Below are 11293 nucleotides of genomic sequence, written 5' to 3'. Positions count from 1 at the left end.
GGAGAAAGACTTCTACCTCGTGGGAATGAAAAGCTACGGCCGGGCGCCCACATTCCTGCTCGCTACCGGTTATGAGCAGGTCCGGTCAGTAGTCGCGGCCATCGCCGGTGATCAGGTAAGCGCAACGAGCGTGCAGCTCGAACTCCCCGAAACGGGAGTGTGCAACACCGACCTCGGCGGCTCATGCGACGCTCCCGAGACAGAGCCCGCGTCAAGCTGTGGTGGGTCGAACGGCGCCCAGGCGCCTGCAGAGCAAGAATCGGGCTGCTGTGCTGCGCCGGAACTGGTGAGCCTCGGTGTTCTGACGGGAACCGCCCACGGGCGATCCAGCGACCCGGACTACTGAAGTTTGACCCCTCACGAATGACACGAGGACTGGCATATCAGCGACCCTGCAGAGCTGTCGCTGGAAGAGGTGCGATCGGCGCCGGAGGAGCTGAGGCGCCGTGTCCAGGTTTGGCTGCATAGCCCTTGGAACAAAAGTGAATGGGCCCATTTGTCAGGAACGATTGCTCTGGGAGGGCAAGGCTCCGGTGGTGGCCAGGTAATCGGCTATGTCAAAGAGTTTCGTATTGGTGTGGGAGCTGTACTGGGTGAGGATTACGAAGGCATGCTGAGCGGTGATGTTGTAGCGCTCCATGAGGATGCCTTTAGCCTGTCCAATGATGTCGCGGGAGTGGCTTGCGTCGCGCATTTGTCCGAGTTTTCGCGCGTCTGCGAATGCAATGGCGGCGTGGGAGGCGATCAACTTCCCAACTTGTTCGGACTCATCGGTGAAAGTATGCGGCGCCCTTCCATAGAGGTTGAGGGCGCCCAGGTTGTCACCCTCGACGTAGAGCTGAAATGACAGCATGCTCGCTGCACCCAAAGCGGCGGCCCGGTGACTGAATTCCGGCCACCGCTGCTCGGTTGCCATGTCAGGAACCATCACCGTCTCATGCTCATACACAGCATCAAGGCAGGGTCCCTGCCCTACTTCCGACTGGACGGCATCGACGTCCCTTGGCAAGTCACTCGAGGGGACCTGCGAGTTGACCCGCCGCCGGCCTTCCACCACGCTGATCGAACCTTCATCGGCTCCCGGCACAAGATCGATTGCGGCACGTACCAGGTGGATCAGGATTTCCTGGGGATCCTTCTCCGCCTGCAGGGATCGCGCCAGTTGGCTCATCTGCTCAGCCAGTCTCCCAGAATTATCACTCTGTTCCGGGATCTCGTTTGAGCTTTCACCCGGATCACGGGCGTCGTCACCGTTTGGTTCTGCGTTGTCAGCCGTCATCCACCCAGTATGGTGCTCGGTTACACCGGTTGCCCATACCGCCGACACCTCAGAGCTTGACGGCGCCGCTCAGAGGTCGGGGCGCTGGGGGGATCGGGAGAGGTCGGGAGCAGATCCGATTCCACTGGGGTCCTGAATCAGGGCGTGTTGTTGATCCTCCGGCTGTCGAACGGCCGCGAGAGTGGCCTCCTGCAGGAGTGTGCGCTGATGTTCCAGTGCGGGGCACCGTTCCTGTGGAGCGATGCTGAGTAGGTCATTCAAGGCGGACATCAGTCGGCGTGTGATCTGCGGTGATGCTGCGCCGGTGCGTCGGATCTCATTGAAGGCGAGTTCAACGAATCCGTCCCAGGTGAGTGCGGGAACAGATAGGCGTAGCTCGCCTTCGGAGTCGTGGAACTCGCCTGTGTGCAGTGGTCGGCGAACGATGTGGCGCAGGATGTCATGTAGCCGGTCAATTGCTTGTACTGACGTTGTCGGGTCATCGAACGGTCCGGAGGACACGGCGCCCATGGCGATATCGACGAGCATCCTGATGCCGTAAGCAACGTCCTGGTTCAGTGTGCGTTCTGGACCGAGGACTACACATCGGACAAGCTCGGTGATGTTGAGGTGCTCGGGCGTACCGTGGATGCGGACCAGCGGGGCACCGATGGGAACGAAATCGCCCACGGACCACAAGACTTCGAAGGAACAGTCCACTTTGTGGGCTAGATTGACCAGCCGGCCATGATCGATCTCGAACAGAACGCCGCTGCGCTCAGCCGGAATGAGACTTTCGTCCAGTTTTTGTTTCTCTCCTTCGTCAGGAAAGACCTTGTTCAAAGCCGTGAGGGTGTCATCAGCAACCCATCCCACCAGGGCCGCCACCCGCAAGGACTGGCCGACATGGTTGAGGTACCAGACCAAAGTCACGATGCAGGTTATAACCAGCAGCACGCTCGCTATCACGGCCAGGCCGGGCACCGTGCCGCCTTCGGGGGAGCTGCGAACCACGCGCATGGTCAGCAGCGAGAAGGTGAAGGTTCCCGCAAATAATCCGATGGCTGCCTGTGATGGACGGTCCTGCAGTATCTGGCGGACAATCCGGGGCGAGAAGCTGCCCATCGCCAACTGCACAACAAGGACCAACAACGAGAGCACCAGCCCGGTAAGGGTGAGCATGGCAAACGAAATGAGATAGAGGATCTGCAGTGCGGCCGTTGGGTCACCGCTAATGTTCTGCGGTACCAGGCCTCCCTCAGGATCTATCGCGATGAGGAGGGCAGATAGAGCCGCACCGCCCAGGACGAACAGTACGGGGATAACCCACATGCTCGTTTTGAGCCAATGCTTCAATTCAAAGCGTTGCATGGACCGACACTGTACTTCCTTGGAACGACCAGCAGCGATGGAATACTGTGCGAGTGCCGCACCACTGCAATCCCTGTATTAGTGCTCGAAATGGGTTGGTGGATGTGAAGTCCCGGCGTTGGCGACGATCCTGGTCGCCAGCTCACGGAGCTTGACGTTGCGATGCGAGGAAGCCTTCTTCAGGAACGTGACGGCTTCATCGTGGGTGCACCGGTTTTGGCACATGATCATTCCCGTGGCCACGTCGATGACGGTGCGTGATTCCATCGCCGCCTTCAGGTTTGTGGCCATTTCGCTATGTTCGGCTATCCGCACCGCAAGGCGGAGGGAACGGGCCGCCTGGTTCGCGTAGTCCGTCGCCCTGGTTGTTGTCTCAACATCGAACGCTCCAGGCGTTGCCGAATATAGATTCAGTGCGGCTCGGGCGTCGCCGGCAAGATCAAAGGGCACCGCGACAATGGAGTGCGTGCCGTGTCCGGTGATCGCGGCGATGTACTCGGGCCACCGTTCTTCCCGGCCCACATCGGGTACATGCACTATCTGTTGTTCCCTGGCCGCTGTGAGGCACGGCCCCTGATCAAAGTTGTATTGAACTTCGTCCATCCTCCGCGCGTGTTCACTGCTGCTGGCCACCGTCGCGGCTTTCCGCTCCCGTAGCAACGTGATCCCGCAGAGCACCTCCCCGCCGTCTTCCAGCGCGGTGGCGGCTTGGCGGCAAAGCTCATCCAGAAACTCCGTGACGTCGGTGGAGTCCAGAACCGCGTCTTGCAGAACGGCTTGTACGTCGCGGTTGGAAGTTTCGGTGCGCACGGCAGCCTCGTTATCTACTGGGGTTTGAGGGACGGCCGCCTGCTTGACCGTCCCACTACTTTACAGTCCGCCGGTGGGTAAGGATGTTCTACTGATTACTAGCTTGCCTAACGAGCTGATCCTTATTTACACTTTTCTTGGTTTAGCAGTGAGCCGCAGTCATTCCAGGTTCAGCAGTGGGCCGCAGGATCTTCGTCTTGTGGAGTCTGTCATGAATCACAAACTGCGCGTGCTCGTCCGCCTCGATATCGATTGCACCGCCGCCGTCGTAGCCGTCACCGGTTGCTTGACCGAAATCAACTATCTGGCCCTACTGCCGATCGTTCGCCGCGCTAACGCTTTGATAAACGGGCTAGCCGTAACTGTGGACCTCACCGGGGCCAAGCACGTTGACGACAATTCACCTGCGCTTCTCCGGCACGCCTTGACGGAAATGCAGTTAGCTGAGGACGAGGCGAAAAGCATTTCGATCGCAACTCGGCCAGACCTTCCTGTTTGCCCGGCACGAGCACGGACCCAACAGCAACAGGAAGTGGCCGCATGAAGGCACCGCAAGGTCCAGTGATTGAGGAAGCCCTGGCGCAACCCGGTAGTGTCGCCCTCGACCTGAACGAGTTCGATCCCGTGGGTCTCGACTCCGAGGAATCTTTTTTCCTCCCAGCCGATCTCAGTGCCCTAAGCACCCCAGAACTCCTTCGGCTTTGCGATCAGACATTCGAGGAACTTGACACCGTTTCTCCGAAACACACGGTCAGGGAGAACTATTGGTTGCTCACCGAGGAATTGGATCGGCGGCGCGCAGACGATTCGGGAAAAGTTGGCTCGCCGAGTGGTGGTCGCCTGTATTAATCACTGTGTAGCCAGGCAAGTGCGGCATCCTCGTCGAGGAAGAATCGCGTTGGAACTGGCGACGCGAGTGCAAAAGCAACGAGCACGCGGTCCATGGAGCTTTGTCCAAGAATCGCCAGCCGGTTCATGCAGGTCGCAGCCCAGAACATCATCCGTGCTTCGTAAGCGATGGAAGCAGGCGCGCCCATGTCGATCAGGAGTCGGTCGACACGTCCTGACTCCCCGCCCAACGCGGTAAGGGTTTGGATCAAACTGTGAGCGTCACGCTTATCCAGGGCGCACCCAGCATCCCACCGGATGTGCACGATCTTGTCTGCGCGCGGCAGAACCTGAAACCTCGTAGTGGTGTGCATTGACGCTGATCTCCCCCAAAAAAGTGGGCTGAACGATCGGTTCAGCCACCTAAACCGTTTTTGGTTCGTAGAAGAGCAAGTTAAGGCTTGGTGTCTTTCTTCGACTGCGTGGCAGGGGATGTGTCTTGCAGCGTGTGTCTTATGGTTTACGAAACTAGTGAAGGGGCATTCCATATGACATGCAGCGGCTGTGCGACGTCTTCAAAACTCGACTTCGAATTCAGCATGGCCTTCCAACCAATTTATGACGCCGTTCAGCACCGTGTCTGGGGCTATGAGGCGCTGGTCAGGGGTTTGTCCGGCGAGGGCGCGTTCGATGTCCTGTCAAAAATCACTCCAGGGCAGAAGTACCGGTTTGACCAAGATTGTCGAGTTAAGGCGATTGAGCTCGCATCGCGACTGTTCCCTGAAGGCGAAGACTTGAAGCTGTCGATCAACTTCATGCCGAAGGCAGTCTACGAACCGGCTGCATGCCTACGTGCCACGTTGCTTGCAGCCGGACGATGTAGCTTCCCGACGTCGTCGATCATGTTCGAGTTCACGGAAAACGAGGAAGTTGCTGACGCCGCTCACCTCACGAACATCATCACCGAGTATCGCAAGCACGGTTTCACAACGGCCATCGACGACTTCGGTGCTGGACATGCGGGATTGGGGCTTCTGGTTGAGTTCCAGCCCGACCTGATCAAGATTGACATGAAGCTCGTCCGAGGAATTGACACCAGCCCGGCTCGCCATGCCGTCGTCACCGGCGTTGTAGGGATCGCTCGGGAGCTCGGCATAACAGTGCTGGCAGAAGGCGTCGAGACCGAAGCCGAGTTCTTGTCTCTGAAGGCACTAGGCATCCGCTTGTTCCAGGGATATTGGTTGGCAAAGCCAGCATTTGAGGAACTTCCGAAGATCCGCTTAATGACTGCCACTGACACACAAACCTTTGCTTGAGCAGTCAATCACCAGGGTGAAATGCGTTCCCGACGCAGGCCTCCACGATGTACGGCGGCTGACTACCCGGTGGCCTCGTCACTGACAGGGGCGGCGTCACGCCTGTCCAGCTCCTCATCGAGCTCTTCCTTCCGGAACTCCGTTTTCATCGCCGGCGCGCCGTCGCGAATGTACTCGAATTCCAGTTCACGGTGGACCTTGCTGTTGAGGACTTCAACTTCGGGAAGATCCAGTCGGGTTAGGTCTTCGGGAAACGGCTCGGCAGGGCCAAGTTTGCTACTCGAAGTGATCGCCTATCAAGAGATGCTGTTCAGGCCTCCTGCTAGACCTGGCCGGCCGGGCGCTGGGCAGGGCCAGAAAATATCATAACCAGACGGGTAGTTCGAACGCGTGCATCCATGCAGTCTAGAACTCCGCCGCCGGTCAACTGAAAGGGCGTCGACGAAACTTCACTGCGGACCTATAAGTTGCACGTGTATGTGATGCCGTTACGTTGGTGGACCCCGTTTCCCAGCTCTGAGCACACCTGGAACAGGGACACGAACCCGAAAACGATGAAGGCGATAACCAATACGGTGACCGTAGCGCCAATGATCACACCAGCGAGCGCGAGCTTGTTCTTCCGTCCCGCTTTGCGGGACTGCACCAACGCAATGATGCTCAAAATGAGGCCGATCGCGCTGACCGGTATGAGCAACGAGAGGACGAACCCGGCTATCCCCAGGGATCGTCCTGGGTCTGGAGCGGGTTGCGGGGCCGACGGGTACCGCATACCCGGATCGCCAGTTGGTGCAGGGTGCTGGTCGGTCATGGTTCCTTCTTTCCGCGAGACAGAGTCTTAGCTCACCGCAACACGGGGCGCAGCGCAAGGAAATTCACACAGACCACGACGACGGGAGAAGACTGGCGCCGTGATCCGTTAACAACTGTGGGCCGTCTCCACCTCGAAGCGGAGTGCGATACCCGAGCAAGCCCATCTCAAGCGACAGGGAGGACCGTCAAGCGTGAAATCCGTGCTCACTGTGGCGACCACATGTGGCCTGGCGCTCGTCCTCTCCGCTTGCGCAGGGAACGGACAGGACTCCGCAAACACGCTGAACGCGCCGGCCGCCCTGCCCGAGCCACCTCCCACCACCGAAGCCGGACCGCCGACGACGAACCTGAAGTTCGGCGAGGGGACGCCGTCGACACCCATGGCCGAGGCGCCGGCCATAGAGGATTGCGTGGTGGTCGCTGCCGGCATCTCGTCGGTACTGTTGGCGCCGCTCAGCTTCATCGGTGATGAAGACGCGGAAACCATGGCCAGGCTGGAGGACCAGCTACAGCACCTTGAAGCGAAGGTTCCGGCCGAACTTAAAGCCGATTTCGCGAAGGTGGCTGACGCGGCGGAAAGCGGCCCGCCCGGATCCGGTCAGTTTGATGAAAGTGCCTTCCGAACAGCGCTGGAGCCCGTCCAACAGTGGCTTCAGAAGCACTGCAACGAGCCAGCGGAGTAGCCGACACGCCGGTGCCAAAGGCGTGTGCGGAAGGGTTAGGCTGGGCACAAGAGAAAGGGTGCTCAGCAGATGGATAATGACAACCCAACACAGTCGGCAGCAGCTCCGTCCACTTCCCAGCCAGTGACGGCCCCCCGAACAGCAACCGCCCAAAACACCACAGCAGTGGATCCCCTGCCCCCAACCGCGCAGGGAAAGACCACCATCGCGGAAACCGCCGTCGCAAAGGTTGCGGCCATCGCCGCACGCAACGTACCGGGTGTCTACGCTCTGGGCAGCGGAACGGGACGGGCCCTGGGAGCGCTTCGCGACGTCGTCGGCGCCAGCGACCTTGCCCAGGGCGTCCACGTTGAGGTCGGCGAGATCCAGGTGGCAGTGGACGTGAACCTGGTGGCGGAATACGGTCATCCTCTCACCAACGTTGCGGATCAGGTGCGCGCCGCCGTCTTCAGCTCTGTAGGTGAGCTGGTGGGTCTGCAGGTCATCGAAGTCAACGTCGAGATCAATGACGTCCACGTGCCGGGGCTCAATGACCCGAAGAGCACCGAGAAGCCGCGCCCGGCGGCGAGCTAAGGAGACACCATGAACCTCACCGTCGTCGGAATATTCATTGGTACTGTCCTCGCGTTCGCTGCACTCATTTTCGGTTTCTGGGGGTTCCTCCTGGTTGCGCTTTTCATGGCTATCGGCGCGTTCGCGGGCCGTGTCGCGGAGGGCAAGCTGGATCTGCGCAGCGTTCGTGATGCCCTTGCCGGCCGCCGTTCATCCTCGTGACCGCCACGTCCACGTCGCCCGCGCGCCTGGCCGGCCACAATCGGATCAGCACCCAGGCCCTGACCAGCACCGCCCGTGCCGTCGCGGCGGAGGTGCTGCACGTGCCCGCCCGCGAGATCCGCGCGAGCTGGTCCGACGACGACGGCATGCTGGCACTGCGCCTGGCGCTCCCGATCGGCATTCCGCCGCTTCACCGCGTGGTTGCCGATCCGGGTGCGGTAGCTGCTTTCGGCGGCTCAGTAGATGAGCGGCTCCACCGCGCCAAGGGCACCATTCTCCAGCGGGTGATGGAGCTGAGCGGATCCCGCCTCAGCAGGGTGGATATCCGGGTGACCGGAGCCCGTGTCTCGACAAGCGGCAGGGCACAATGAACGACGAAACGACCCGCCTGACCTCCCACATCATCCGCCGCGAGATGCACTCATCGCGTGCGGTGCCCTCGATTATTGTCGCCGCCCTCCTCATCCTGCTCTGTCTCTACGTGATGCTCGAGGCAGCGTTGAAGGCACTCGGCCAGGATCCCTGGCTGATCAGCCCGGAACAGACAGCCGCCTGGGTGGGTTCCCTGCCCGGTGGGGTTGCTCCGTCACTCCTTGGCGCCGCCGGGGCACTCGTTTTCCTGATGGGTCTGATCTTCTTCCTCAGCGCCGTCCTGCCGGGCCGCAGGGCCAAGCTCAGCATCCCGAACGAGCGCGCCGCCGTCGTCATTGAAGCCGAAGTCCTCGCCTCCTCGCTTGCGCGCCGGGCACGCGTGGCTGCCGGGGTAACACCGGAGCAGGTGCTGGTGACCATCGGGCGACGCGTGGTCGAGGTACAGGTACGGCCGACGTCGGGAATCCCAGTGGAGGAGCAAGCCGTTCAGGCCGCGGTCGAAGACGAACTCCGCCGCACCGCCGTTGAACCCGTGCCCGACGTGCGTGTTGCCGTTGCGCCCTCGGGGGTGATCGGGCAGTGAACCAGACACCCCGCACAGTGAACCGTGTACTGCTTGCCATTTTTGGGCTGGTTCTCATGGTGATCGGCGCGCTTGCGGCGGCGCTGAGCCTTCCCGCCGTCGCGCGCTGGTGGCAGGCAACGGCAGTAGAAATCGGTGAGGCCCTGCAGGAACTCCTCGCGGCGACCACGCTGGCGGGCCAACGTGACAGCTGGCTGTGGATTGTCCTGGCCCTGCTGATGGTGCTGCTGGTGATCCTGATGATCACGTGGGTGGCGAACCAGGGTAAGGGCCGCTCGGGCGTATTGGCGTACGACGACGGCGAGTCGCCCGTCCCGGGCAGCGTCACCATCAACGGCGCGGTCGCCGAGCAGGCGCTTAAGGCCGCGCTGGCCGAGCGTGTTGACCTGGTGAACTCGTCCGTGGCAACCTACGAGTTCCGCGGGCGCCCGGCATTGAAGGTGCGCGTTTTCCCGCGTCAGGGTGTGGCGCCGTACGTAGTTGCTCAGGACGTGACGGCGCTCGTCGATGCGCTGGACGCCGCACTCGGCACCCAGACTCCGGTGCTGATCAGCATCGATTCGGGAGCACGCACCCGCTTCACGCGGGCGGAACGGGTTCGCTAGCCTAGTAGGCGCAATTCTCATCTCCGGGGTGCGTACATGAACCGCGGACGTCATTTATGCTGAGCCGATGAAGAAGCGGATGGTGCTGGCCACTGCGGGATTGACACTCGCCGGACTCGCGGCGCTTCTGACTTGGCGAGCGCCTCGTCTGCCGCCCGGCACCGCGAAGACCATCGCTCGAATCCGCGCCGGCCCGGTGACAGGAGTGATCACCGGAAAATCGGGGTACGCCCAGTCGGGCGGTGTGCGGATCTGGTACGAGTCCATCCCTCCTATCAGGGCGGAGAAGGGTGTTGTGTTGCTCAATTCCTCTCTCGGTGTTGGCTCGTTGTTCTGGCCGCCCGCGTTCCTTCGCGCCATGTCGGCGGAGGGATACCGAGTGATCAGGTACGACCATCGGGGAACCGGCGCGTCGAGTTGGGTCACGGGCTGGAACCGAAAGCATCCCTACTCGCTGGTCGAGATGGCGAGTGACGCGATCGCCGTCCTCGACGAACTTCGCATCGACCGCGCTCACGTACTCGGCCTTTCCCTCGGAGGTTTCATCGCCCAGGAGGTTGCGATCGCATGCCCCGAGCGCGTCCTATCCCTCACCCTCATGTCAACATCGGCGGACCCAACCGACACGCCCGGGCCCAAAACCTGGACGCTGGTCCGATCCGCCATGGCGAGCCTTCCCTTACTTCGGTACCGCTTGCTCGGCGGGGAAACCAACATCGTGAAGGGATTCCTCGCGGGGATCCTTGCGCATGATAAGGGCGAATCTCTCGATCTGGAAGAGTGGATCAGAATTGTTCTTTACGACCTGCGCGAACGAAACGGACTTCACTTGGGTGCACTGCGGCAGCACCAGGTAGCTGTTGCCGTGACCCGCTCCCGATACCCGCTTCTAGACACGGTCACGGCACCCACTCTCGTGATACACGGCAACGCCGATGCATTCTTGCCGATCGAGCACGGCCACCGACTCGCCGCAGCCATCCCTTCCGCCCGCGGTCTCTGGCTGGAAGACGCCGGTCACCCGTTCCCTTACCCAGACATGCACAAAGTGGTGAGGGCGATCACCAGCCACCTCAACGCCGCGGACCCTTGCGCACCCGGGCCGGGTGGGAACTGATTCGCCGCGCTACTAGCGACAAGTGATCGGCGAATACGGAAGACAGCCGCGGGCACGGTGAACCTTCGCACTGCGCCAGCCAAGCCGCTAGCTTGTCGCCTGGCTCAGCGTCAGAAGCTGCACGCCGTTGTCCTGCAGCCTGGGCAGCGCCTCGGCGAGGCCCGCACCCGTCCCGGAGCCCGGCTGGTTCCCGTGGGCGATGATGATGTCCCCGGCCCTCGCCCGCACGACCTCCTGCACGACGACGTCGGCAGGGTAAGTTGCGCCCGCGTCACCATTGATGGTGAAGCCCGCCGGGATCATCCCGAGGTCGAGGCAGATCGACGCCGCAACTTCATCGAGATGGGCTGTTCCGGACCGGAAGAAACGGGGACGGATGCTGGTGAGCTCTTCGAGCTTCTCGGCGTTGACCATGATCTCGTCGTAAACATCAGACACTCCTGCCGTGCCGGGGATCCCGTAGGCGTGCTGACCGGCGACGCTGAGCGGCAGGTGCCGGGTTCTATGGTTGGCGAGCTCGAAGAGCGGGTCCGCCGCCAGCTCCCTGGCCAGTCCGGGATTAGCGTCGATCCACCGCGCGTTGAGGAACAGGGTTGAGGGCAGGCCGTGCTTGCGCAGCGTTTCGAGTATCGACCGGTCGAATCCCGAGCCTCCAGGACCGCCACAGTAGTCGAGCGTGAGGGCCGCGCCGCGGGCAGCCGGTGGTAGCGCGCTCATCACTCCGGGTACGGCGAGTCCCCACTGGCTTGGAGACCTCCCGGCG

15 protein-coding genes and 1 pseudogene are annotated in these 11293 nt (G+C 61.5%); 10 read left to right on the top strand and 6 right to left on the bottom strand.

Features of this window, described 5'->3' with window-relative positions; genetic code table 11:
• Positions 1–346 (top strand): annotated as a pseudogene (locus ACX80C_RS17825) (flavoprotein); the annotation flags it as partial.
• A gap of 153 nt (positions 347–499) precedes the next feature.
• Here ACX80C_RS17825 and ACX80C_RS17820 read toward each other — a convergent pair.
• The 3 genes from ACX80C_RS17820 to ACX80C_RS17810 all read right to left on the bottom strand — a co-directional run bounded on the left by ACX80C_RS17820 (position 500) and on the right by ACX80C_RS17810 (position 3439).
• A complete protein-coding gene (locus tag ACX80C_RS17820) occupies positions 500–1279 on the bottom strand; it encodes a GAF and ANTAR domain-containing protein (protein WP_459327800.1) in 780 nt (259 codons plus the stop codon).
• Between the two features lie 69 nt (positions 1280–1348).
• Positions 1349–2629 carry a DUF2254 domain-containing protein gene (locus ACX80C_RS17815; RefSeq protein WP_459327799.1) on the bottom strand — a complete coding sequence of 427 codons (1281 nt, stop codon included), beginning with the start codon at positions 2627–2629 and terminating at the stop codon, positions 1349–1351.
• Between the two features lie 78 nt (positions 2630–2707).
• On the bottom strand, positions 2708–3439 hold the full coding sequence (locus tag ACX80C_RS17810; RefSeq protein ID WP_459327798.1) for a GAF and ANTAR domain-containing protein: 732 nt from the start codon (positions 3437–3439) through the stop codon (positions 2708–2710).
• 73 nt (positions 3440–3512) lie between these two features.
• Here ACX80C_RS17810 and ACX80C_RS17805 point away from each other — a divergent pair, with 73 nt between their 5' ends.
• On the top strand, positions 3513–3983 hold the full coding sequence (locus ACX80C_RS17805; RefSeq protein ID WP_459327797.1) for a hypothetical protein: 471 nt from the start codon (positions 3513–3515) through the stop codon (positions 3981–3983).
• A gap of 301 nt (positions 3984–4284) precedes the next feature.
• Here the strand turns inward: ACX80C_RS17805 and ACX80C_RS17800 are convergent, their stop codons facing one another.
• A complete protein-coding gene (locus ACX80C_RS17800; RefSeq protein WP_459327796.1) occupies positions 4285–4641 on the bottom strand; it encodes a SpoIIAA family protein in 357 nt (118 codons plus the stop codon).
• Between the two features lie 141 nt (positions 4642–4782).
• Between ACX80C_RS17800 and ACX80C_RS17795 the strand changes: the two genes are divergently transcribed.
• Positions 4783–5583 (top strand): EAL domain-containing protein, encoded by an 801-nt coding sequence (locus ACX80C_RS17795; protein WP_459327795.1) that lies wholly within the window; start codon positions 4783–4785, stop codon positions 5581–5583.
• Between the two features lie 460 nt (positions 5584–6043).
• On the opposite strand, the gene ACX80C_RS17790 is transcribed toward ACX80C_RS17795, so the two are convergent.
• Positions 6044–6394, bottom strand: a complete 351-nt coding sequence (locus ACX80C_RS17790) for a DUF4190 domain-containing protein (RefSeq protein WP_459327794.1) — start codon at positions 6392–6394, stop codon at positions 6044–6046.
• A 193-nt stretch (positions 6395–6587) separates the two neighbouring features.
• Here ACX80C_RS17790 and ACX80C_RS17785 point away from each other — a divergent pair, with 193 nt between their 5' ends.
• From ACX80C_RS17785 to ACX80C_RS17755, 7 genes are all read left to right on the top strand, one after another.
• Positions 6588–7079: a hypothetical protein gene (locus ACX80C_RS17785; RefSeq protein WP_459327793.1), complete on the top strand. Its 492-nt coding sequence runs from the start codon at positions 6588–6590 to the stop codon at positions 7077–7079.
• Positions 7080–7148: 69 nt separating this feature from the next.
• The gene (locus ACX80C_RS17780; protein WP_459327792.1) at positions 7149–7652 is read left to right on the top strand and encodes an Asp23/Gls24 family envelope stress response protein; all 504 of its coding nucleotides are present in this window, start codon (positions 7149–7151) and stop codon (positions 7650–7652) included.
• A gap of 9 nt (positions 7653–7661) precedes the next feature.
• Positions 7662–7853 (top strand): DUF2273 domain-containing protein, encoded by a 192-nt coding sequence (locus ACX80C_RS17775; RefSeq protein ID WP_459327791.1) that lies wholly within the window; start codon positions 7662–7664, stop codon positions 7851–7853.
• Positions 7850–8224 carry a hypothetical protein gene (locus ACX80C_RS17770; protein WP_459327790.1) on the top strand — a complete coding sequence of 125 codons (375 nt, stop codon included), beginning with the start codon at positions 7850–7852 and terminating at the stop codon, positions 8222–8224. The genes ACX80C_RS17775 and ACX80C_RS17770 overlap by 4 nt, the downstream gene beginning before the upstream one ends.
• Entirely contained in the window at positions 8221–8808 is a 588-nt protein-coding gene (locus tag ACX80C_RS17765; RefSeq protein WP_459327789.1) for a DUF6286 domain-containing protein, read from the top strand. Before ACX80C_RS17770 ends, ACX80C_RS17765 begins: the two co-directional genes overlap by 4 nt.
• Positions 8805–9413, top strand: coding sequence for a hypothetical protein (locus ACX80C_RS17760; RefSeq protein ID WP_459327788.1), 609 nt, complete (start codon positions 8805–8807; stop codon positions 9411–9413). Before ACX80C_RS17765 ends, ACX80C_RS17760 begins: the two co-directional genes overlap by 4 nt.
• Positions 9414–9480: 67 nt before the next feature.
• Positions 9481–10530: an alpha/beta fold hydrolase gene (locus ACX80C_RS17755; RefSeq protein ID WP_459327787.1), complete on the top strand. Its 1050-nt coding sequence runs from the start codon at positions 9481–9483 to the stop codon at positions 10528–10530.
• Between the two features lie 87 nt (positions 10531–10617).
• Here ACX80C_RS17755 and ACX80C_RS17750 read toward each other — a convergent pair whose 3' ends face one another.
• Positions 10618–11247 (bottom strand): polysaccharide deacetylase family protein, encoded by a 630-nt coding sequence (locus ACX80C_RS17750; protein ID WP_459327786.1) that lies wholly within the window; start codon positions 11245–11247, stop codon positions 10618–10620.
• Positions 11248–11293 lie beyond the last annotated feature (46 nt).

It is taken from the genome of Arthrobacter tecti, assembly GCF_054511355.1.
The sequence above is the reverse complement of the archived record's forward strand: the minus strand, read 5'-3'. Positions and strand labels throughout refer to the sequence as shown.